Origin of the sequence: Desertimonas flava, from assembly GCF_003426815.1 — a bacterium.
Taxonomy (GTDB): Bacteria; Actinomycetota; Acidimicrobiia; order Acidimicrobiales; family Ilumatobacteraceae; genus Desertimonas; species Desertimonas flava.
In genome coordinates this window covers 151,574-173,124 of record NZ_QKYK01000004.1, presented here as the reverse complement: position 1 = coordinate 173,124, position 21,551 = coordinate 151,574, and the positions used below count along the sequence as shown (strand labels likewise).

The window sequence follows — 21,551 nt, the reverse complement described above, 5'->3', positions numbered from 1 at the left end:
GTCTGGAACGTGTACCTCGCTCCCGGCTGCGAGGACCGCCATAGATGAGCAGAGAGTGGAATTGGCACCGCCTCGAAGTGGGGGAAACGAACGTGCCGTTCAACGGTTGTGTAGCTGCGCATCGCCGCGACGCCCGGGGAATGGCTTGCGAAGCGATAGCGGATGCGAGGAGACGGCCGAAAAGAGAACTGGACCTGGGCTGGACCCTCGGCTACCTGCTCGCCGAACTCGATCTGAAGCCGGCCGGACCACAGCGCGAAGGCCTTGTCGGCCCGGTGTGAAGTGAGCGCAGGCCAGGGAACACGGATGCGACGACGCTACGCCAAGCGGAACGACGACTTGACCTGGATGCTCAGCCGGCATTTGCACTCGAACCAGATGTTCGGGTCCGCTGCCGAAGCGTCCGACCGCAGGTTCCCCGGAGGGGAACCTGCAAAGGTGCCTCGCTCGGAGAATCGGGCCGACCCGAACCCTCGGACCCGGAACATCGCGGGCCACGCGAGTGCCAGGCGGGCGGAGTCCACACCGCCAGACACGGCCTCCGACCCGGCACGCAGCAGCCGCTCCCCGGTCGCCACAGCGGCCCGACGGCTCCGAGCCGGCCAGGAACATCGGCTGGGTCGCACTGGTCGACCGCAGGCCACGGCGGCGGTCGCCGCGGCGAGCAGGGCGAGGCGTCGGGCGACGGCCACGGCGGTCACGCCGAGCGGCTCGATCCACACCAGCTCGACGTACGGGTCGACCAGAGCCCAGCGCTGCTCGACGGTTCGCAGCAGCGAGATCAGCTGCAGGCGGGTGGGTGGTCGTAGCTCTTGAAGGCCGATCCCGGGGTCGGAGGCGTCGCTCATGTCGACTTAAAGCGCCGCCGGACGCTCCGAAGGCGACATCGGAATCGGGCGAAAGTTCTCGTGACGGGGGCGGGGTGCCGGTTCCGAGGGCTCGGCTCCGGAGTGACCCGATCTGGCCGTTGACCTGGTGGTTCGGGTCACCGGGTGCGGTATCGGGTCACCGTGCCCGTTCGATGCAGATCTGACCCGATCTGGCCCTTGACCTGGTGGTTCGGGTCGACCCGTGCCGTACGACTGTGGCGGTCGTGCGGCGTGACCCGAACCGCCGGTGGCCCGATCGGGCCAAGCCCCGGCGTCGGGGTCGCCGAGGTCGGCAGCCGGGCGTTCGGCCCCACAGACCGTCCTCGCCCCGCCGCTCAGCCGGCGGGTGCGGTCCCGTCGGCCAGCTGGCTGCGAGACCCGGTCACCCTGTCAGGCTGCGCTACTTCGACGGATACCGCCGGACCGACACCGTGGCACCGCCGCCGGCGTCGGTGTGCCGCGTCGCTCGTAGTTTCGCGTTCGTGCGGCGGCGAGGCCTTCCCACCCCGGCCTCGCCGTTGCGCTCGACCGGTGCTGGGTCGAGCCCGGTCAGGCGCCGTAGAGGACCGTCACGGAAATCGTTGGTCCCGCTGGTGAGCGTGAGGAGCAGTTCCGAACGGTACCTGGCGTTGGGCGATCGGGGAAGATGGCGAGGAAGGACTGCGTCTCGCTGTCGTAGTGGAACTTCCGCTGGGTCGGTTCCTCGACCGAGGCGATCATTCGGTCGCCGTTCGGGACGAGCTGATACACGACGACCTGGTCGGGCCACCGCAACGTGATCGTCGCCCGCAGCAAGGCGTTCAAACCTCCGATTCGCGAGCGAAGGTGCGGGCATCCGTCGCCCAGTTCGCAGTCGTCAGGCACCGTGACCCCACGGGCGATCGGGGTCCAGCTTCCGCCGTCGATGCATCAGCCATCGTGTCAACATCCGCGGCCCCAGCTGGCGTCTGCGCGAGCACAGTGGACTCGAAATCGCGGCCACCAACCACGACCGCTAACCCGCCGACGCCAACCCGGAACCCCCGGACTCAACCGCGAGTTTCCGATGAGTGCTTGAGGCGACTTCTCCCGAGCACCCACCCCACTGACCTATGCGCAGCAAGTACCGCATGAACGGCCTGGTGTCGGGTTGGCGACCACCGACGCCGCCTGCGGCGGACGCAACGGCAGCACCAACTCCGGAGCGATGGAACCTGCCGCCCGGCCGGCGCTGAACGGGACTCTGGCAGCGGCCAACTGACAGTCCTGGTCGCCCGTTCGCTTCGGCGTGCCCCTGGCTTGTGTCGATGTGCAGATCTGAGCGCGTTCGAGCACCTCCAACAGCCAACCGATTGCAGGCCGCGCGGATCCGCTCTGGAACAGAGCGGCACCGCCCGGCGTGGCCGAGACCGGTGCTTGCGCATGTCGGTAGTCGCAGCGTATGATCCTCTAAACCTCCATATCTTTAGAGAGTCTCCTCGGCACGCCAGAGAGACGGTTCGACGGAGGCCGTGCAAGGGGGGCATTGAGGTTGGAATTCCAGGGGGCAGGCGTGGGCATCCGGCTCGGACGTGCCATGAGAAGGGGTGGCGTCAGTGGCGCAGGGCATCGCTAGGACTCTCGCCGGGGAGCTCCGTGCTCGCATCCTGTCGGGCGACCTCCCCGACGCGACTGCGTTGCCGACGTTCGAACGAATGCAAGCCGAGTTCGACGTGAGCATGCCGACGCTGCGGGAGGCGATCCGAATTCTGGAGTCGGAGGGCTTGATCGTGGTTCACCGGGGCAGCCGCGGCGGTGCCGTCGTCCGCTCGCCTCGAGGCGAGACGATCGCCTACACGCTCGGTCTAGTGCTCGAGTCGGCCGAGACGTCGCTGGTAGATGTTGCCACGGCGTTGCAGGACATCGAGCCTCTGTGTGTCAGGTATTGCGCGCTGCGCCCCGATCGCCGTGAGACCGTCGTGCCGGCGCTGCGGAAGGTTCATGAGGCGGCAGTCGAATTGTCTGACAGTGACGAACGATTCACCGAAGCGGCACGACGGTTCCACGAGGTTCTCGCCGCTGAGTGCGGCAACCAGACGCTCAAGGTCCTCGTCGGAGCACTGATCGCTCTCTGGTCGGGACACGAGAGTGAGTGGGCCTGCCACGGAGAGGTCGGTCGCCCCACTGCTGCTCAACGGCGCGTGGGTACGGCTGCGCACGCACGGCTCATCGAGTTGATCGACGCAGGTGACGCGGACGCGGCCATGGCTCTTGCCCGTGAACACGTCGCCGCCTCGCAGAACGCAGCGCTGTCGCGGACGTCTCAGCAGACAGTTCGCTCGGCCGCAGTCAGCCCGCTCGCTCTCGACCGGGCCCGCGAGCTCCGTGGTGGTGGGCGATGAACGTCGTAGAGCGTGTTGATGACACCACGATCGAGGATCTCGTTGACGGTCTCGGTGACTTCCTCCGGGCCGAGGTGTTCCCGCGCACCCAGCAGTTGATCGCTGGCGATGGGCATCCCGTGACGTTCGGGCCTGACGGTCGATTCACCCCAGAGGTGCTGCGGTTACTCCGGGAAGTCCGCGAACGTTCGGCGGCGGCCGGCTTCTACACGATGCTCGTCCCGACCGAGCTCGGCGGTGGCGGCCTTGGTGCCGTGGCCCTCTACAGGGCTTGGGAGACCGTCTACCGGGTCTGCGGTGCCGAAGCCTGGCTCGGCTACCACGCCGTCGCACACTGGTCCCGCGGCCCGAGCCCCCTGCTCGCCAAGGCCTCGGCCAAGATCCGTGACGCGTTGCTCGGCCCGCTCCTCCGGGGAGAGACGACGCTGTGCTTCGCAATGTCCGAACCAGACGCTGGCTCCGATGTCTGGAGGATGCGGACCGCGGCCACGCCAGTCGCCGGTGGGTGGGAGCTGTCCGGCACGAAGCAGTGGATCACGAACGCGCCGTACGCGGACTACGCGATCGTGTTCGCGGTCGACGACCACGCGGCGTTCAGAGCCCGGAGCGGGGGACTTTCCGCGTTCGTCGTCCCCGTCGACCGACCCGGATTCAGCGTCGACAGCGTGATCCGCATGTTCGGCCACGTCGGCGGTGACGAAGGCATCGTGTCGCTCGACCGAGTGGTCGTGGGCAGCGAGTACCTGCTCGGTGAGCGCGGGGCCGGCCTGGGACTGGCAATGTCCGGGGTCTCGACCGGCCGGCTGTACAACTGTGCTCGATCAGTGGGCCTCGCTCGATGGGCGCTCGACAAAGCGCTCCGGTACGCGTCGGACCGCGTCGCTTTCGGCCGGCCGATCATCGACAACCAGGGAATCGGCTTTCCCCTCGCCGAGGCGGCGATGCGCGTTCACGCCGCCCGCCTCGCGGGGCTCCACGCGGCACGCCTCCTCGACGCAGGACGGCCTGCGCGCCTCGAGGTGGCGGCTGCCAAGGCATTGTCCACGGAGACAGCGGTGGCGACGATCGATACAGCGATGCAGGTGCACGGAGCGATGGGATTCACCAACGAGCTCGGACTTGCCGAGGCGTGGCAGCAGGTTCGCCGAATCTGCGTGGCCGACGGCTCGGCCGAGATGATGCGCCGGCAGGTGCTGAAGCTGCTGCGCGACGGCGACCGACCTGAGGGCTGGCGGTGACGCTCGACATGTCCGCCCCGCTGCGTGTCGAGCGCGCCGGTCCAGGGGGTCACACCGCTGTGATCGTTCTGAATCGGCCGGCGAGAGGCAACGCCTTCACAAGTTCGATGCGAGCGATGATGGTCGACGCGTGGACGCTCGTACGTACGGACGACTCGATCCGCTGTGTCGTCGTGACCGGGACAGGTGACCGGCACTTCTGCACCGGCGTTGACGTCGCCGAGGTCGCCAAGACGGGGCGGGGCACTGCCGGCGACGGTCCCGCGGCTGAGGAGATCGTATGGTCACCGTTCAGCGGTCCGGTCTGGAAGCCGGTCGTGTGCGCTCTTAACGGTCTCGTCGCCGGTGGCGGCCTCCATTTCGTTGCCGACGCCGACATCGTCGTGGCTGCGTCGCATGTCGAGCTCCTTGACCCCCACGTCTCGATCGGCATGGCCGGTGCCGTTGAAAGCGTCGGATTGAGCCATCGCATGCCGCTCGGGGCGGCGCTGCGGATGACGCTGTGCGGCAGGCACTACCGGATGCCTGCCGAACGCGCGCACCAGCTCGGCCTCGTCGACGAAGTCGTCGACCGCACCGAGCTGATGCCGACAGCGATGGCCATCGCATCCCAGATCTGCGAGAACTCCCCAAGCGCCGTGCGGGTTTCCAAGCGAACAATCTGGGAAAGCATCGGCCGGTCGCGCGCCGACTCAGCCGAGTACGCGTGGGCGCTTGCACGGTCGCAGTTCGCGCACCCGGACGTCGCGGAGGGGGCTGCTGCGTTCACCGAACGCCGTCAACCCCAGTGGATGGAGTCATAATGGCAGTCTTTGACGCCGCCGAGTTGGCTTTCCGCGAGGAGGTCGCAGATCTGCTGCGGTCGCGAACTCTCGGGCCGTGGCAGTACTTTCGGGGGCGAGGTGGTGACACTCGTCTGCTGTACCAGGAGCTGGGGGAGCGCGGGTGGCTCAGTCTGTCGTGGCCGATAGAGCTCGGGGGTGGTGGTCGCCCGATCACCTACGACTACCTTCTCTGGGACACGCTCGCCGAATTTCGTGCCGCCCGTCCCGATCTCGGCCCCGGCATCGTAGCGCATGCCATCGCCAACCACGGCACGGCCGAGCAACGAGCGCGTTATCTGCCTGAGCTTCGCTCCGGCACGGTCTGCTATGCACTCGGCTACTCGGAGCCGGACGCAGGGAGCGATCTCCGGGGCGTTCGAACCCGCGCCATGCGCGACGGCGAGCTGTACCGCGTCGTTGGGGAGAAGTGCTGGACCTCGGACGCCCAGCACGCCGACTACCTCTGGCTGCTCTGCCGCACCGGGGAGCCGGCCAGCAGAGCTCGCGGATTGACACTTCTCGTGGTGCCGATGAACAGCGATGGCATCACGGTGACGCCGATCGAGACGATGGACGGCCACCGACTCAACAGCGTGTTCTTAGACGATGTGGTGGTCTCTGCCGACGCTCGTATCGGCGACGAGAACGAAGCGTGGGACATGATCCGTGAAGCCCTCGCTGTCGAGCGGCACCTCCAGGTGCTTCCCGGACGCCTCCGCCGCGACGTCGCCGACCTCGGGGCGCTCTGCGCTCGTCTCGGGGGGAACGGCGACTCGCTCGCTGTGGTCGACGAATTCGCTGCTCGCGTCCGTCAGGTCGAAGCGAGTTCGCTGGCGACCTTGGCGGCGATGGTGGCAGGGCGTCCCGCCGTCGTCGAGGCGGCACGCACCAAGTACCTGGGCAGCATCCTCGCTCAGGACATCCCGCGCGCTGCCCTCGATCTTGCCGGGGTGCACGGGATGGATGCTGCCGAGCCGTGCGCGTTTCTGTGGCGTCAGTCGTTCATGGAGACAATCGCTGGCGGGTCGGTGGAGATCATGCTGTCGATCATCGCCGAGCAAGAGTTGGGCCTGGCGAGGGCGAGATGAATAGATCCCCGCTCCTACTGTCGGAGGTCCTCCGAGCTCACAGTGTCCATCGCGGCCGGCTGCCGGCGATCACTGACCAGTCGAGGACATTGACGTACGCCGAGTTGTGGGACCGGTCGACCTCGGTTCGCGACCAGCTACGTGACGACGGCTACACCCCGGGTGACCTCGTCGCGGTGGCCGCCTCTGGCTCAGTCGACCACGTATGCGTGATTGTTGGGATTCTGCGAGCAGGGATGGTCGTCGCGCCGCTCAACCCTCACCTGACGTCGCGGGAGCAGCAGACGTATGTAGGTCGCATCGGTGCGGCCGTCGCGTTCGTCGACACCACCGGTGGAGACCCATCGTGGCGCCACTTCGACGAGCTGCTCGCTTCCGGATCTGACGGCGACGTCAACCCGGATACAGCCAACGAGGACGACCTGGCGATCGCCTTTCCCACCGGCGGTACCACCGGGACTCCGAAGGCTGCTCGTTGGAGCCACCGCTCACTCGTGCTCGCTCTTCTGTCGTCGGCCCAAAACCTCAGGGTGACCCCGCAGCACCGTGAGGTGTACCTGTCACCGTTCTTCCACGTGACGATGGTGACGGGGCTCCTGACGACTCTGCTTGTCGGCGGGACTGCATCGTTGCATCGCCAGGTCGACGACGACGCGGTGGCAACACTGCTCTCGCCGAGACCGAGCCGTGTCTTTGCCACGCCGACGGTGATGGCACGGGTTCTCGCGATGGCGGGTCCGGGGCCACATCCTGCCGCCCGCCCGACGCTGATCTTCGGTGCCGCGCGCAGCTCGGCCGACTTTGCGAAGACACTGCTGACCGCGTTTCCGGCCGCGCAGGTGTTCACGGGTTACGGCGCCACTGAGTTCGGTGCGGTCACACGAGTGTTCCCCGAGGAGATCAACGATGGGCGCGGCGTGGGGCGGCCGGTTTCGGGTGTCCGGCTGAAGATCGTCGATGACTCCGGCGCCGAACAGTCTGCCGGAACTGTCGGCGAGATCATGGTCTCGTCGCCGTGGCAGATGGACGGCTACCTGGCTGGTGCCGCAGCGGATGAACCCTTCACCGTCGATGGCTTCATTCGATCGGGAGATCTCGGCCTGCTTGATCGCGACGGCTATTTGCATCTTGCGGGTCGTCGCAAGGAGTTGATCAAGACGGGGGGCGAAGCCGTGTTCCCAGCCGAGGTCGAGGACGCGCTGCTCACCCATCCAGCGGTCGCCGAGGCCGCCGTTGTCGGCCGGCCCGATCCGGAATGGGGCGAAAGAGTGGAGGCCGCGGTCGTACTCACCGAGGCCTCGACGACAACAGTCTCGGACCTCGTGGAACACTGCCGTGCCAACCTCGCGCGATTCAAGGTGCCGAAGAGGATCCTCGCAGTCGAGGCCCTGCCGTACACACCGAACATGAAGCTCGACCGCGCTGCCCTCATGGAGGTGCTGGCGTCATGTTGAGCCTCGAACCTTCGGCCGAGCAAGTCGCGCTCGCGCAGTCTGTGGCTGCGGCGTGCGCTGACCCCGAGGATGCGATGGCGGCGCCGCGCTGGGGCGTGCTCGCCGAGATCGGAGTGCTCGCCCTCGGCTCCGCCGGTTACGGCGCGGCGCCCGACATGATCGCGGCGATGGAGGCGCTCGGCGCGGTCGGCCACCCCGGGCCGCTCGTCGCCGCCGCGTTCGCCGCGCAGGTTCTTACCGGCCCCCTTCACGAGGCGGCGACGTCGGGTGCAATGGTCGGCTTGGTTGTTGATGGCCTGGTCAGCTGGGGTCAGCGCGCCGACATCCTCATCGAGGTTGACGGGACCAACGCTTGGCTCGTCGAGGCAGACGGACCGCTCGAGCCGTTCACGACGCTGGCCGACCGGCCGTGGGCACGTGGCACGACGCGACGCAAAGTGGAGCTCGACAACGCTCTTGAGGGCTACCGGTACGGTGATCTCACGGTCGCTGCCTGGGTCACCGGCGCCGCCACTCATCTGCTCGAGCGAGGTGCGGTTCATGCCCGCGAGCGGCGCCAGTTCGGCGGACCCATCGGCCGCTTCCACGCGGTATCGCATCCGCTCGCCGCGGCTGCTGCCGAAGTTGGCGCGGCGCGCGACCTGACCCGCCTCGCCGCCGTTACCGAGGGGCCAGAGAAGCTCGGGCTCCTCGCTGCGCAGGCCCGCATCGTGGCCAGCCGTGCGGCGATGCGAGCGGCGTTCGCCGTCCACCAAGTCCACGGAGCGCTCGGATTCGCGATCGAGTCGGACATTGCCAGGTTCAGCGCGGGAATCCGCGAGTGCTCGGTCGTCTTGCCGCTCGGACTCCGAGCGAGAGTGCAGCAGCCCCAGGTGGAGCGATGAGGGACGTCAGGCCGCGCGGCAAGTCCTTGATCGTCACCGAAATGTTCGGATCAGGCTTGCGTGGCCACTCGAGGGTCCGTTGCTCGGCGTCGGCGGGCGCTCGCAGGCGTTTCGCGAGGCCTTCGACGTCGTCAACGCTGAATGGCCCGCGCGCCGACGCGGGCCTCCCGTTCCGCGGACCCGGTCCACGGTGCCAAGACGAGCACTCGCGAGCACTGCTCGGACGCGGGAGGAGAACCCACGCAGTCAGCCGGTCCGTACCGGCCACACAACCACGGCCAGATCCGGCTCGAAATCTCACATCGATACAAGGGGGAATGACATGACTACGGGACGCACAGCGTTCTCACTCGGAAGTGCACTAGTGGTGTGCGGCGCCATTGTGACGGGGGGTACGGCCGCATCGTTCGCGTCGGCACCTCCCGGCGCCTGCGACGACAACGATCCGGTCAAGGTGGGCGTGTCGGTGCCTCTGACCGGCCCGATCGCCAGCTACGGGGATACCTTCGTGCCGGCCATCGAGCTCGCCATCGAGCAGGCCAACACCGGCACCATCCCGGCCTACCCTGGCAGCTCGGGAATCCTCGGCCGTTGCCTCGAGCTGATCGTCAAAGATGACGCTGGCGACCCCACCCAGGCGGCCCAGGTCGTCCGGCAGCTGGTCTACGAGAACGAGGTTGATTTCGTCGTGGGACCATCGAGTTCGTCGACAGTCGGCGGTTCGCTCGACATCGTCAACAACGAGGGAGTGATTCAATTCGTCCCGGCCGGACTCGATGCCGCCGGCGACGACCCGGAGACCTACCCCTACACCTTTGTTCCGGCAGTGACGATCAACCGGCTTGCTCCGACGTGGGTCGACTATCTCCAGGAACTCGGGTCGGAGCGGCCCGCGTTGCTCGTGATCAACTTCCAACTCGGACTCGAGAGCCGCGACGCCATCATCAACAACGACCTGTTCGAGGTCGCCGCGGTCGAGGTAGTGGAACCTGGTACGACCGACATGACCGCGGCGATGCAGCGGCTGCAGGACGCCGATCCCGACGCGATGTTGGTACTGGCGACAGGCGCTGATCTCATCGCAGCGCTGCACGCACGCGAAGCACTGCGAATGACAGACCTCCCGGCGATCTCGTTCATCGGCACGGCGACGCAGGGCGTCCTCGACGCCGTCGGTGAGGCTGGCCTAGAGAACGTCTACGCGGGTCAGGCCATCAAGAGCTGCACGCGTACGGGCGAGGACGGTCCCCCGCGAGGCGAGCTGTGCGCTGCGTTCCACGCCGCGCTTAAGGAGTTTGTCGGCGAGGACCCGTTGACGCTCAATCTCGCCAACGCATCGCTGGCCTACGACGCGACGATTCCGATGATCATCGCTGCGAACGAGGCGAACTCACTCGATCCCGACGATGTCAAGGCGTGGCTGGAGGCCAACCCTGTCGAGGCAATCGTCGGCACACTGCAGTTCAGTCCTGAGTCGCACCTCGGGGTGCTCCCCGAGTACCTGACGATGGTCCTCGCTGCGTCTCAGTCCGACGGTGTGCTCACGGCGAGTTCGTGAGTCGGTCCACCAGGAACTGACCGTCCCAGATCTCGGAGACGTCGTCCGGTCCCGCCCACGAGGCGGGACCGGACGGGTCGGCGCGGTCCGATCGGCCCTTCTCTTCCGCAAGCACCCACGAGAGACACTGTGCACTGGATCAACTTGATCATCGCCGGCCTGTGCCAAGGCGCCGTCTATGCGGCGCTCGGAATGGGCTACAACATCATCTTCGCTACCACTCATGTCATGAACTTCGCCCAAGGCGAGATGTTCATGGCCGGCGGCATGCTCGGGGCGCTGTTCGTCGTCAGCTTCGGCCTGCCACTGTACGTGGCGTTCCCGTTGGTCATTCTTGCGACCGGCCTGATCGGTGCCGTCGAGGAGCGTCTCGCGGTACGGCCGGCATTGCGCCGGACGGCGAGGTCGGGAGGCGGTCTCTCGAGCCAACATGGCTGGCTGCTGTCAACGCTGGGTGCAGCGATCATCTTGCGATCTGCCTTTTCATTGACGATGGGGTCGGACGTACGTCGGATGCCGCCGATCATCGATCCCGACTTCTGGGGAGTGAGCGAGATCGGCGGTCTGCGGCTGGAGCCGCAGCGGTTGTTGCTGCTGGCCTCAGCAATTGCAGCCGCATTGTCGCTGGGCGCCTTCTACAGCCGCCGCCTCGCCGGGCAGGCGCTGATGGCGATTGCACAGGACCGCGAGGCGGCCCGACTGCGGGCGATTCCCGTCGAGCGGTACTCGATGTTCGCCTTCGCGCTCGGTTCGGCGCTGGCCGGAGCATTCGGGTTCATCACAGCACCCATCACCAGCGCTTTCGCGACGATCGGCCTGTTGTTCGCTTTGAAGGGGTTCATCGCCTGCGCGGTAGGCGGCATCCCCTCGATCCGCGGGACTCTGGTTGGCGGACTATTGCTCGGTGTCGTCGAATCAGCCGGTGCCGACATCATCCCCAACGGCGGGGGCTATCAGGAGCCAATCGTGTTCACGGTACTCATCGTGTTCTTGGTCGCGCGGCCGGGTGGGCTGACCGGACGAGCCGCGAGGGCTGTCTGATGGAACCTGTCACCTCTGTCACGGGCGGTCGGCGCAGTTGGATTGCCCACGCGGTACTGCTCGGAGCATTGCTACTTGGTCCGCGCCTCTTCTCAGAAATAGTCAGCGGTGTCAGCAGCGTCATCACGTGGCCGCTCTCACAGCAACTGCATATTGCGAGCAATCAGTACGAGGTGTTCAACACAAGCTTGCTGTTGACCTACTTGATCGCCGCGATCGGCCTCAATCTACTGACTCAATCGGGACTCATCTCGATGGGACACACGGCCTTCTTCGCCATAGGTGCGTACGGATCATCAATCCTCACCGTGACGTACGGGTGGAGTTACTGGCCGGCACTCATCGTGGTCACCGTCGGATCCGCCCTCGTCGGTTTCGTGCTCGGACTGCCCGGCACACGTCTCGGACTGTTCACCTTCGCCATGGTCACGCTGGCGTATACCCTGACAACGCAGAAGCTAGCTCTGCAGTGGACGTCCCTGACGGGCGGTGGGACCGGCTTCCGCAGGATCAAATTCCCTGCTGGGTTCGACGACCTCGACTCCTTCTACTGGGTGCTGGTCGTGGTCGTCGTGTTGGCGTATGTCCTGGCCCACAATCTCCTGCGGTCGTCATTCGGGCGCAACTCGAGAGCCGTTGAGACAAGCCCTGTGGCTGCTCAGTCGATGGGCATTCACGTCCAGCGGGTCAAAGTCCGCAGTTTCGCCGTCTCATCGGCGTTCGCAGCCGCCGCTGGAGCCCTCTACGCACCCCTGATTGGCTTCATTGCTCCCGACACCTTTCACTTCGACCTCGCCGTGCTCTTCTTGCTCATGGTCATCTTCGGCGGGGCCGGTACGCTCGCCGGACCCCTCATCGGGGCCGTCGTGCTGTTCCGGGTACCGATCGAGGTCGAGCGGGTCAGCAGCTCGCCCGGTCCGGCGACCCTGTTGGTCTACGGGGGTGCGCTCCTCTTGCTCGTCTGGATCAGCCCCGGCGGTGTCGTCGTCGGCGTTCACGCATTGCGCTCATGGGTGTCCGCCCGCCTGCGCCGTATCGGGTCCCCCGATCCGCGGCTCTCGGACACGCCTGCTGTGGCGGCAGATCGTCACGACGCCGAAGCCGATGCGCATCGGCGTCAGGCGCTGCAGCGCTTCGGGGATGCGCTCGACGACCTCACAGACCACGCTGCCGAAACGATCTTCGTCGCCCAGGACGTGCATGTAAACCTCGGCGGTGTACAAGCGCTCGCTGGACTCAACCTCGAGGTGCGCGCCGGGGAGATTCACGCTCTCCTCGGGCCGAACGGTTCTGGCAAGACGACGTTCCTCAACACGGTGTCCGGGTACGTGACGCCCGACCGTGGCTCGATCACATTCCTCGGGCGTTCACTGCTTGACCGTCCAGCCCACGGGCGTGCAACTGCGGGACTGACCCGTACCTTCCAGACGCCGTTCGTCTTCGGCACGATGTCGACCGCCGAGAACGTGCTCGCCGCCCTCGACCAGGACCGCACCACCGGCCTCATCCGTCAGGCACTGCGCATGCCGGCGGCACGGCGTGAGGAGCGACGGCTCTACGACGAGGCCGTGTCGATTCTCACCGCCGTCGGACTCGAACATCGCGTGACAGATCCGGCTGGGGCGCTCACCCCGGGGGAACGACGCCTGCTGGAACTGGCCCGGGTCATCGCCCTCCGCCCGCGGTTCATCCTCATGGACGAGCCGGCCGCCGGTCTGACGGGCCCCGAGGTCGACCACCTCGAGGCAATGATTGCGGTGCTGCGGAGCCGCGGTATCGCGACTCTGTTGGTCGAGCACCACGTCGACATGGTGCTTCGGCTTGCCGATGTCGTCACCGTGATCGACTTCGGACGGGTCATCGCTCATGGCCTCCCAGAATCGATCGGGGCCGACCCGGCAGTGCGGCGCGCATACCTGGGCGACTCGCACGCACACGATGACGTCGCGGACCCCGACAAGGCCGAGTCCCAGGTGGGCACGCTCGAGGCAGCGCCTCAGCCATGACGCCATTGCTCAGCATCCGTGATCTCGTCGTTGGCTACGACGGGGTGCCGGTGCTTCACGGCGTGTCGTTCGACTTGGTGGGGGGTGAGCTACTGACGATAGTCGGCGCCAACGGTGCAGGTAAGTCGACATTGCTCAAGGCGCTGTCCGGGTTGCGGCGGGCGATGGCTGGGTCGATCCAGTTCGACGGGGTCGACATCACGAGGTGGTCGCCGGCGCGTATCGTCGCCGCTGGTCTCGTTCAGGTGCCAGAGAACCGTCGGCTGTTCCCCGCCAGCACGGTGATGGAGAACCTTCGCCTCGGCGGCTATGTCCGCCGACGCCATCGTGCCGAGCTCGCCGCCGACATCGACGCTGCGCTCGAGATGTTCCCCATCCTCGCCGAGCGCAGCAGCCAGCGTGCCGGTGCTCTCTCGGGTGGGGAGCAACAAATGTTAACGATCTCCATGGGCCTGATGGCCAGGCCCCGACTGCTCGTGCTCGACGAGCCGTCGCTCGGCCTGGCACCTGTGCTGGTGGAGCGTGTTCTCGAGCACATCCATCAGCTTCATCAGCACGGGACGACCGTGCTGCTCGTCGAGCAGCTCGCCGACAAAGCACTCGGACTCGCCGATCGTGGGATCGTGATGAAGCTGGGGGAGATCGTCGCTGCCGGCTCTGCTGCAGAGCTTCGCAACGACCCGTCCATCCGCCAGGCCTATCTGGGGAACGTATGAGAGGCTTCGAGCTCCTTTCTCGCAGCGTCACTGCTCACGGAGTCGAAGTCGTCTTCGGATTGATCGGCGATGCCAACCTGTACTGGGTCGACCACTTCGTACGGGATGGTGGCGGCCGGTACGTGGCCGCCGCCGCTGAGGCAGGCTCGGTGCTCATGGCCACCGGATACGCTCGCAGTAGCGGCCGCCTCGGAGTTGCGACGGTGACCCACGGTCCGGCACTCACCAATACCGCAACTGCGCTGATCGAGGCAGTTCGCGACGGCACGCCTCTCGTCCTGATCGCCGGTGACACGGCGGCGTCGGATCGGGAGCATCTCCAGGACATCGACCAGCGTGCCTTCGTCAATGCAACCGGCGCCGGCTTTGAACCGGTGAGATCGGTCGCGTCGGTGAGCATCGACCTCTCCGTAGCCGTCCGTCGTGCCTGGGTCGAACGCCGGCCAATCGTGTTGAACGTCCCTGCGGATCTCCAATGGGCCGAGACCTCGGCCGAGGCAGTCGCGCCCGAACCAATCGGAACCCAAGCGACGGCGCCCGATCTGGACCGCCTCGACCAGGCCGTGGGGATCGTCGCCAGTGCTCGTCGCCCAATCATCCTCGCTGGCCGCGGAGCCACGTCGCCCGCTGCTCGCGATGCACTTGTCGCTCTGGCCGAGCGAATCGGGGCCCCGGTCGCGACAACCCTGAAGGCCCGCGACCTGTTCCGCGGAGATCCGTGGGATCTGGGCATCTTTGGCACCCTGGCCTCCGACGTCGCCCTCGACGCGATCGCCGCCAGCGATTGCGTCGTGGCGTTCGGTGCCGCCCTCACACGGCGCACGACCGTCGACGGCGCACTCCTTCGTTCCAAGCGCGTCGTGCAGTGCGACATCGACGCCACGCAGCTGGGACGACTGACCGCGGTTGACTGTGGCGTGGTCGGTGATGCCAGTCGAATCGCCACGTCGATGGTGGCCTGGCTCGACGAGGCCGGTATCGAGCCCACGACGTTCCGCTCATCGGAGCTCGCCGCTCGTCTGGCGAACTCCGATCCGCCGGTCCCAGCGTCGAGCGTCGGACCCATCGACGTGACCTCCCTCAGCAACTATCTCGAGCGAGCCCTCCCGACGGATCGAACGCTCGTGTTCGACGCCGGCCGGTTCTGCTACGAGCCATTGCGGCTACTCCACGTGCCCGAGCCGAGAGCGCTGCACGTCGCGCTGAACTTCGGCTCTATCGGGCTCGGTGTGGCGACAGCGATCGGCTCAGCGATCGGCTCGCCCGACCGAACGTGCGTCGTCGTCTGCGGCGACGGCGGGTTCCTGCTCGGTGGCCTCACTGAACTTGACACGGCCGTGCGAGAACAACTCGACCTCGTCATGGTCATCTGCAACGACGGCAGCTACGGGGCCGAATATGTCCAGTTCGTGGATCGCGGGCTCGACCCGGGACTGTCGCTGTTCACCCGCCCGAGTTTCGCCGCCGTCGCGACGGCCCTTGGCGCGCACGGCGTCACCGTGAACACCGCTGCCGATCTCACCCTCATCGATACCGCTCTCGCCGACCCTTCACGGCGCCCGTTACTCATCGATGTACGGCTCGATCCGGCACGGATGCCGAACCGGCGGTGAGCACTTGTGGCACTCCTTCGAACACCCACAACCCGACCAAGTCCCGATCCGCCGGACGGGCCAGCCAAGATTAGGAGTTGATCACATGGACGAACCCACAACGACGTCCGACGCTGTCACCATCCGCCGTATGGATGACGACAGCTTCGACGCCAAAGGACGACGAACCTTCTTTCGCTACCGCGACCTTGGACTGAACGAGGGGTCCAGGGGCACACTCAATGGCTCGCAGTACAAAGCCGTCGGAATCATGGAGACGACCGGCTTTCATTACCACGAGTGCGAGTACCAGTTCGGGTTCGTACTGCGTGGCTGGGTGGAGATCGCCTTTGCCGACGGGCGTGTGGAACGGCTCGAGCAGGGCACCTCGATCACGATTCCTGGTGGCACGATCCACAACGAGGTCGCGATGTCGAGTGATTTCGAGCTGCTCGAGATCACCTTCCCAGCCGCTATGGGTACCGTTGCCGTCGACGTCGACTTGGCCACAGGCCACCTTCAGCAGCCATGAGCGACACGGGAACGCTCAACCTTCACCACGTGGCGCTCGTTTCGGAGAACCTCCCCGGGTTGACCGAGTTCTATGTCAATGTGCTCGGCCTGGAGCAGATGACGGGTCCGCGTGACCGCTCAGGCGTGTCGGTGTTCAACCCCATCGAGGGATACAGCCGACCCACTGCTGCCGGCGCAACCGGAGTGCCGGCGGACTTCCTCGCCGCCGGCCGCGGCGAGGACCTTCAGCTGCACCTGTGCTTACGAAACCCGTACATTGGCGGGGCTGGCGGAATGGTCGCGAACCCGGTCGGCAAGGGCCACGTCGCGTTCCGTTGCGAGGACATCGAGGCGTTCAAAGCGCGCCTTCGGCGTCACCACATCCCGTTCGCCGACTGCGGGGAGTGGGCGGTGAGGGGGTGGTACCAGATCTTCTTCTACGACCCGGCCGGCACCGTCGTTGAAGTGCACCAGGTGATGGACGGGGGTGCGTAGGGCATGGCTCGATTCAAATTCGTCGTACTGACCCGGGCGACCGACGACCGCGACGATGAGTTCAACAGCTGGTACGACGCAGTGCACCTTCCCGACGTGCTCGCTGTCGATGGTGCTGTCGGGGCGAGGCGCTATCGCCTGGCCGGAGATGACAAGTCGTGCCCTTACACCTACCTGACGCTCTACGACTGGGACGCCGAGTCCGCCGACGCCGCTCGCGCGAGCCTGGCGGCGGCCACCGCTGCGGGGCTGCTGCCCCTCGATGACGTCCTTGACATCGACCACACCTGCGCGTGGTTTTTCGCTCCGATGGACTCCGAAACATGAGCGGTCCAGATCCGCTCGTCATCGTTTCAGCCGATGGACACGCCAGCGCGCCGCCCGAGGTGTACCGCCCGTACTTGGACGCCGCACTCAGGGATCGCTATGACGATCTCGTTCGCGAGGATGCCGAGCACCGATCCGTGTTCGAGGCCCTCTATCCACTCGACGACGGCTATCTAGAGCTGGTCGACGGTACTGGCGCGATCCGAAGCGGCGGCCTACGCGGCGCCCATGACGTAGCTCGCCGGCTGCGCGAGATGGACCGTGAGGGCATCGCCGCCGAGCTGATCATCTCCAACTCGCAGCTGAACACGATGCCATTCTTCACCACGGTGAACCGGCCTCACTCACACGAGCTCCAGGCGGCAGGTGCGCGGGCTTACAACCGATGGATCGCCGACTGCCTCGCAGAGGGCGATGGGCGTCTCTTCGCTGTCGGGTATCCAGGCCCCTCGCGCGACATGGAGGCTGTGCTGCGCGAGCTCGACTGGCTCGCCGACCACGGATTCAGCTCTGTCCCGGTGCCCGACCTCGTGCTTGATAGCGACCGCCCACCGCTCGCCGATCCGTACTTCGATCGGTTCTGGGCGGCGTGTGCCGATCACGGGTTTGTCCTATCGGTGCACGCCGGACATGGCCGCCCGCAGGGTGAGACACTGCGCTTTCTCGATCGCGTCGCAGCGCTCACCGGCGGCGGCGATCGTGAGGCGGCACTCACGGCACTCAACGCAGAGAAGGACTCGGTCTTCTCGTCATTCGACTTGCGCCCGCGGCGGGTGCTGTGGGAATTGATGCTCGCCCACGTCTTTGACCGGTTTCCAGCGTTGCGATTCGCTCTCACCGAAGTTCGGGGGGATTGGATTCCAGCGACGCTGGCATGGCTCGACTCCCGGCACGCGGTTGGCGACACGTCGATACGCCGCAAGCCGAGCGAATACTGGCAAGAACATTGCTTTGTCGGACTGTCGTTCATCCACCTCGCCGAAGTCGAGATGCGGACCGACATCGGGACGGAGAACATGATGTTCGGTCGCGACTATCCCCATCCCGAGGGGACCTGGCCGAACACGCTCGACTGGCTCGCACACGCCCTCCGCGGGGTCGACGAACTCGACGTGCGGGCGATTCTCGGCGGAAACGCGATCGAGTGCTATGGCCTCGACCAAACTGCGCTTGCTGAGGTTGGCCATCGAATCGGGCCGACCCCAGCGTCCCTCTCGAGTCGGCAGGTGGCGGACGAGATGCTCGCTGATTTCCAGACACGAGGTGGCTACCTCCGCGCGGCTGAGCACGTCGATACCACTGCTCTAGAGTCCGCCTTCGCGTCCGATCTCGCTGCGATCTGATCGGCGAGCCGGAGCGAGCTCCGTGCGACGGGCGCCTCGCCAGGTCCGCGCCGAGGGTCGTGGTCCGTACAGATTCGGTCGTACACGAGGTGCTGGCGCTGATCATGTGTCGACGGCGGGAATCATGGTCCCTGGTCTTGGCCGATCGTTGTCGCACGGCTTGCCGGCTGACCCGGCCCGATAGCTGGTCTCCTGTCCGTGCCGGCTGCGCGCCTCATGGAGGTTGGCAAGGCGAACCGGTCGCCACGAACCGGTCGAGCGATCGCTGACACGTAGGCTTGACTGGCTGGTCAAACAATGCGACGGTGGCTCACGACATGGACTTCGACCTCAGCGTTGAGCAAACACAACTGCGTGACACCGTTCGCCACTTGATGAGCCGTGAGGCGACCGACGACCGTCTGCGGGAGCTAGACGAGCAGGAGGCCTACCCGTACGAGCTGTACGCCCGATGGGTCGAGATGGGCCTCATCGGATTGCCGTTCCCGGAGGAGTTCGGCGGCATGGCTGGGTCGATCATGGACTTCGTCGTCGTCGCGGAAGAGATCGGCCGGCGCGGCTACGACCTGGCTGGCTTGTACGGGACACCGATCTTCAACGGTCTCAACATCCTCGAACACGGCACCGACGCTCAACGCGCCGAGCTGATCCCCGCCCTGATCGGGGGTCGCGTCCGCTTCAGCATCTCGATCACGGAACCAGGAGCGGGCTCTGACGCCGCAGCGTTGCGCGCTGCGGCCACCCGAGTCGACGGCGGCTACGTCCTCAACGGCGAGAAGATCTTCACGAGTGGTGCCGACCTCGACGACACCATCATATGCGTGTACGCACGGACGAGCCGAGCGTCGCGTCCGCAGTCCGGAATCACCTGCTTCCTGGTCGACAACACGGCACCCGGTCTCGAGATCCGGCGGGTGCGCACAGTCGGTCGACACATGTTCCCCACCACCCAGGTGTTGCTCGACGATGTGTTCGTCGCCGACGAGCGCGTTCTCGGACCGGTCGGGGGCGGCTGGACTATCCTGCTGTCGGGGTTGCGACTCGAGCGGCTGGTCACGTCCGCGGCCTATGTCGGCAATGCACGGACCGTCGTCGACGAAGCGCTCACCTACGCCAAGCAACGCGAACAGTTCGGCGCTCCGATCGGCAACGCGCAGGTGATCGCCCACATGCTCGCAGACATGGCGACCGATGTCGAGGCCGCTGCGCTGATGACGTATCGGGCCGCCTGGATGCTCGAGCGCGGCAACGATGCGTTGATGGAGATCTGTATGGCGAAGCTGTTCGGCTCCGAGCGCTTCCAGCACGTCTCGAACTGCGGTATGCAGATCCTGGGCGGCTACGGATACACCCTCGAGGTGTCGATGCAGCGACACTGGCGCGCTGCGCGAGGTGCCACGATCACCGCAGGCACGTCGCAGATGCAACGCCAGACCATTGCGCGACAGCTCGGTCTACGACCCCGCTGACCGGCGACGATCACTCTGGCGGCGCCCAGTGGGGAGGGCGCTTCTCGGCGAACGCACTGGTGCCCTCGGTGAAGTCCGGGTGCTTCATCTGGAGGCGGGCCAGCGCCCAGGCGAACTCCTCGGCGTCCTCCCTTCGGCGGCCGAGGGAGTGCCACAGACCCTGCTTCGAGCGGGCGACCGCCGTCGGCGAGTTTTGCGCGACCTGGTCGGCGAGAGCGAGGGCCAGGTCGAGGGCTCCTCCTCGCGGGCAGAGCTCGTCGACCAGGCCGAGCTGGTGCGCGCGTGCTGCGCTCATACGGTAGTGGCGGCCCCACAGCGTCATTCGCAGGACCGACCCGAGCGGTAGGCGGTGGGTGAGCCCGACGTTCTCGACGGCGCCCACCAGCCCGACCGTCGTGTGCGTGTCGAGGAGCTCCACGTGCTCGGCGGCCAGGACGATGTCGGCGTCGGCGACGAAGTGAAGGCCCCCGCCCGCGACGAGCCCGTTGAGCGCGCAGATGACCGGTTTCCACACCCCGACGTTGTGCGGGGACCACCCGATCTCGTCGCGGGCCAGTCCGTCACCGGCGACGGTGCGGCCCGTTGCCGCGGCCCGCTCCACGTCGGTCCCGGTGCAGAAGTGGCGGTCGCCGGCGCCCGTCACGACGACCGCACGCACCTCGGGGTCGCGGGCCACGTCGTGCCAGACGGCGACCACGCCGTCGCGCATCGCAGACGTGAGCGCGTTGCCGCTCGCGGGGCGATCGAGCGTCAGGATCGCCGTCGTCCCGCGCTTCTCGTAGCGCAGTCCGTCGAGCGGGACTCCGCCTACGGATTCGAACGTGCGACTCACCGTCATAGCCGACCCCCGGTCATGATCGGGCCGGCTTCGGTCCGGGCGGCCGGGGACGGCGGGTGGAGAGACATCTGCCGAATCCCGGTGCTGAGGCGATCGAGGCCGGCCTCGAGGGTGAACCCGAGAGCGCCGTGCACCTGATGGCTCGCGTACGCCGCGATGAGCCCCGCCCGGGTGGCCGCGTCGGCGGCCGCGTCGGCCGCCCTGGTATCGGCGTTGAGCTCCAGACGCCACGCGGCGACGACGACCACATCCCAGGCCGCGCCGATCTCGGCCGCTGCCTCGGCGAGCTGATGGGCGACCGCCTGGAAGTCGCCGATCGCTCGGCCGAACTGGCGTCGATTGCGAGCGTGCGCAGCGGACCGATCGATCGCGGCACGGCCTGCGCCGACGATCCACGCGGCCCGGGCGAGTTGGACGACCGCGAGATCAGGCGGTGCGAGAGTCAGCCGCTCGATTGGACGCACCTCGACTCGGGCCCACGGCTCACGAGCGAGCGTCTCGAACGGGCGTGCCGAAACGACTTCGACCAAGCTGGCACCGCCGCCGGCCACCTCGACGAAGGCGTCGGCGCCTGCGGCCCACGCCGCCACGCCGTCAGCGACGAGTGACACGTGGACAGCGCCCGCGACGACTGCCGTCGCGAGATCAGGCAGGATGCGCGAACCAAGGATCGCACCGAGGAACGGTCCCTGGCAGCCGGCGGCGCCGGCCGCCCGCATCCCTGAGATCAGGTCGATGGCATCGCCCCCGACGTCGGACGTACCGAGCCCCAGCAGCCCCGTGTCGCCCAGCTCGCGCCACAGCCGGTCCCCACCCGTTGTCATGCCCCCGCCGAAGCGCTCGACGGTGGCCGTCACCGTCGCTGCGAACTCCTCCTGCTCAGCTGACAGGCTCAGGCTACGCATCCGCGCCTCCTCTTGTCCGGTGCAACCCGGC

Annotated in this window: 20 protein-coding genes and 1 pseudogene; 18 read left to right on the top strand and 3 right to left on the bottom strand. The window is 66.7% G+C overall.

Annotated features, from left to right (window positions below):
* Positions 1-44 precede the first annotated feature (44 nt).
* Positions 45-281 carry a hypothetical protein gene (locus DN771_RS29365; RefSeq protein WP_162941671.1) on the top strand — a complete coding sequence of 79 codons (237 nt, stop codon included), beginning with the start codon at positions 45-47 and terminating at the stop codon, positions 279-281.
* A gap of 36 nt (positions 282-317) precedes the next feature.
* Here DN771_RS29365 and DN771_RS07460 read toward each other — a convergent pair whose 3' ends face one another.
* Positions 318-848, bottom strand: a complete 531-nt coding sequence (locus DN771_RS07460; protein WP_116996721.1) for a hypothetical protein — start codon at positions 846-848, stop codon at positions 318-320.
* A 1,586-nt stretch (positions 849-2,434) separates the two neighbouring features.
* Here DN771_RS07460 and DN771_RS30840 point away from each other — a divergent pair.
* From DN771_RS30840 to DN771_RS07375, 17 genes and pseudogenes are all read left to right on the top strand, one after another.
* Positions 2,435-2,623, top strand: a pseudogene (locus DN771_RS30840) (GntR family transcriptional regulator); the annotation flags it as partial.
* A gap of 72 nt (positions 2,624-2,695) precedes the next feature.
* A complete protein-coding gene (locus tag DN771_RS07450; RefSeq protein ID WP_227462290.1) occupies positions 2,696-3,229 on the top strand; it encodes an FCD domain-containing protein in 534 nt (177 codons plus the stop codon).
* On the top strand, positions 3,226-4,467 hold the full coding sequence (locus DN771_RS07445) for an acyl-CoA dehydrogenase family protein (protein ID WP_116996718.1): 1,242 nt from the start codon (positions 3,226-3,228) through the stop codon (positions 4,465-4,467). Before DN771_RS07450 ends, DN771_RS07445 begins: the two co-directional genes overlap by 4 nt.
* Positions 4,468-4,475: 8 nt before the next feature.
* The gene (locus DN771_RS07440) at positions 4,476-5,270 is read left to right on the top strand and encodes an enoyl-CoA hydratase/isomerase family protein (RefSeq protein WP_116996823.1); all 795 of its coding nucleotides are present in this window, start codon (positions 4,476-4,478) and stop codon (positions 5,268-5,270) included.
* Positions 5,270-6,379, top strand: a complete 1,110-nt coding sequence (locus tag DN771_RS07435) for an acyl-CoA dehydrogenase family protein (protein WP_116996717.1) — start codon at positions 5,270-5,272, stop codon at positions 6,377-6,379. The genes DN771_RS07440 and DN771_RS07435 overlap by 1 nt, the downstream gene beginning before the upstream one ends.
* Complete coding sequence (locus DN771_RS07430) at positions 6,376-7,833, top strand: class I adenylate-forming enzyme family protein (RefSeq protein WP_116996716.1); 1,458 nt, start codon at positions 6,376-6,378, stop codon at positions 7,831-7,833. The genes DN771_RS07435 and DN771_RS07430 overlap by 4 nt, the downstream gene beginning before the upstream one ends.
* A 167-nt stretch (positions 7,834-8,000) precedes the next feature.
* On the top strand, positions 8,001-8,717 hold the full coding sequence (locus DN771_RS07425) for an acyl-CoA dehydrogenase family protein (RefSeq protein WP_162941670.1): 717 nt from the start codon (positions 8,001-8,003) through the stop codon (positions 8,715-8,717).
* A gap of 79 nt (positions 8,718-8,796) precedes the next feature.
* Positions 8,797-10,275 carry an ABC transporter substrate-binding protein gene (locus tag DN771_RS07420; protein ID WP_162941669.1) on the top strand — a complete coding sequence of 493 codons (1,479 nt, stop codon included), beginning with the start codon at positions 8,797-8,799 and terminating at the stop codon, positions 10,273-10,275.
* Positions 10,276-10,404: 129 nt separating this feature from the next.
* On the top strand, positions 10,405-11,316 hold the full coding sequence (locus tag DN771_RS07415; RefSeq protein WP_116996713.1) for a branched-chain amino acid ABC transporter permease: 912 nt from the start codon (positions 10,405-10,407) through the stop codon (positions 11,314-11,316).
* Positions 11,316-13,322, top strand: coding sequence for a branched-chain amino acid ABC transporter ATP-binding protein/permease (locus DN771_RS07410; RefSeq protein ID WP_116996712.1), 2,007 nt, complete (start codon positions 11,316-11,318; stop codon positions 13,320-13,322). The genes DN771_RS07415 and DN771_RS07410 overlap by 1 nt, the downstream gene beginning before the upstream one ends.
* A 50-nt stretch (positions 13,323-13,372) precedes the next feature.
* Positions 13,373-14,038: an ABC transporter ATP-binding protein gene (locus DN771_RS07405; RefSeq protein ID WP_205528466.1), complete on the top strand. Its 666-nt coding sequence runs from the start codon at positions 13,373-13,375 to the stop codon at positions 14,036-14,038.
* Complete coding sequence (locus tag DN771_RS07400; RefSeq protein WP_116996710.1) at positions 14,035-15,651, top strand: thiamine pyrophosphate-binding protein; 1,617 nt, start codon at positions 14,035-14,037, stop codon at positions 15,649-15,651. Before DN771_RS07405 ends, DN771_RS07400 begins: the two co-directional genes overlap by 4 nt.
* Positions 15,652-15,736: 85 nt before the next feature.
* Positions 15,737-16,162, top strand: a complete 426-nt coding sequence (locus DN771_RS07395) for a cupin domain-containing protein (protein ID WP_162941668.1) — start codon at positions 15,737-15,739, stop codon at positions 16,160-16,162.
* Positions 16,159-16,638 (top strand): VOC family protein, encoded by a 480-nt coding sequence (locus DN771_RS07390; protein ID WP_116996708.1) that lies wholly within the window; start codon positions 16,159-16,161, stop codon positions 16,636-16,638. The genes DN771_RS07395 and DN771_RS07390 overlap by 4 nt, the downstream gene beginning before the upstream one ends.
* 3 nt (positions 16,639-16,641) lie before the next feature.
* Positions 16,642-16,965, top strand: coding sequence for a DUF4286 family protein (locus tag DN771_RS07385; protein WP_116996707.1), 324 nt, complete (start codon positions 16,642-16,644; stop codon positions 16,963-16,965).
* Entirely contained in the window at positions 16,962-18,308 is a 1,347-nt protein-coding gene (locus DN771_RS07380) for an amidohydrolase family protein (RefSeq protein WP_116996706.1), read from the top strand. The genes DN771_RS07385 and DN771_RS07380 overlap by 4 nt, the downstream gene beginning before the upstream one ends.
* A gap of 317 nt (positions 18,309-18,625) precedes the next feature.
* Complete coding sequence (locus tag DN771_RS07375; RefSeq protein ID WP_116996705.1) at positions 18,626-19,777, top strand: acyl-CoA dehydrogenase family protein; 1,152 nt, start codon at positions 18,626-18,628, stop codon at positions 19,775-19,777.
* A 10-nt stretch (positions 19,778-19,787) separates the two neighbouring features.
* Here DN771_RS07375 and DN771_RS07370 read toward each other — a convergent pair whose 3' ends face one another.
* Positions 19,788-20,609 carry an enoyl-CoA hydratase/isomerase family protein gene (locus DN771_RS07370; RefSeq protein ID WP_205528465.1) on the bottom strand — a complete coding sequence of 274 codons (822 nt, stop codon included), beginning with the start codon at positions 20,607-20,609 and terminating at the stop codon, positions 19,788-19,790.
* 2 nt (positions 20,610-20,611) lie between these two features.
* Positions 20,612-21,520 (bottom strand): acyl-CoA dehydrogenase family protein, encoded by a 909-nt coding sequence (locus tag DN771_RS07365; RefSeq protein WP_116996703.1) that lies wholly within the window; start codon positions 21,518-21,520, stop codon positions 20,612-20,614.
* Between the last annotated feature and the right edge of the window lie 31 nt (positions 21,521-21,551).

Excerpts from the sequence above, each read along its gene's own strand:
- DN771_RS29365 (WP_162941671.1), top strand. The coding sequence starts at position 45 with ATGAGCAGAGAGTGGAATTGGCACCGCCTCGAAGTGGGGGAAACGAAC.
- DN771_RS07460 (WP_116996721.1), bottom strand. The coding sequence starts at position 848 with ATGAGCGACGCCTCCGACCCCGGGATCGGCCTTCAAGAGCTACGACCA.
- DN771_RS07445 (WP_116996718.1), top strand. The coding sequence starts at position 3,226 with ATGAACGTCGTAGAGCGTGTTGATGACACCACGATCGAGGATCTCGTT.
- DN771_RS07440 (WP_116996823.1), top strand. The coding sequence starts at position 4,476 with ATGTCCGCCCCGCTGCGTGTCGAGCGCGCCGGTCCAGGGGGTCACACC.
- DN771_RS07435 (WP_116996717.1), top strand. The coding sequence starts at position 5,270 with ATGGCAGTCTTTGACGCCGCCGAGTTGGCTTTCCGCGAGGAGGTCGCA.
- DN771_RS07430 (WP_116996716.1), top strand. The coding sequence starts at position 6,376 with ATGAATAGATCCCCGCTCCTACTGTCGGAGGTCCTCCGAGCTCACAGT.
- DN771_RS07425 (WP_162941670.1), top strand. The coding sequence starts at position 8,001 with ATGGAGGCGCTCGGCGCGGTCGGCCACCCCGGGCCGCTCGTCGCCGCC.
- DN771_RS07410 (WP_116996712.1), top strand. The coding sequence starts at position 11,316 with ATGGAACCTGTCACCTCTGTCACGGGCGGTCGGCGCAGTTGGATTGCC.
- DN771_RS07400 (WP_116996710.1), top strand. The coding sequence starts at position 14,035 with ATGAGAGGCTTCGAGCTCCTTTCTCGCAGCGTCACTGCTCACGGAGTC.
- DN771_RS07395 (WP_162941668.1), top strand. The coding sequence starts at position 15,737 with ATGGACGAACCCACAACGACGTCCGACGCTGTCACCATCCGCCGTATG.
- DN771_RS07390 (WP_116996708.1), top strand. The coding sequence starts at position 16,159 with ATGAGCGACACGGGAACGCTCAACCTTCACCACGTGGCGCTCGTTTCG.
- DN771_RS07385 (WP_116996707.1), top strand. The coding sequence starts at position 16,642 with ATGGCTCGATTCAAATTCGTCGTACTGACCCGGGCGACCGACGACCGC.
- DN771_RS07380 (WP_116996706.1), top strand. The coding sequence starts at position 16,962 with ATGAGCGGTCCAGATCCGCTCGTCATCGTTTCAGCCGATGGACACGCC.
- DN771_RS07375 (WP_116996705.1), top strand. The coding sequence starts at position 18,626 with ATGGACTTCGACCTCAGCGTTGAGCAAACACAACTGCGTGACACCGTT.
- DN771_RS07365 (WP_116996703.1), bottom strand. The coding sequence starts at position 21,520 with ATGCGTAGCCTGAGCCTGTCAGCTGAGCAGGAGGAGTTCGCAGCGACG.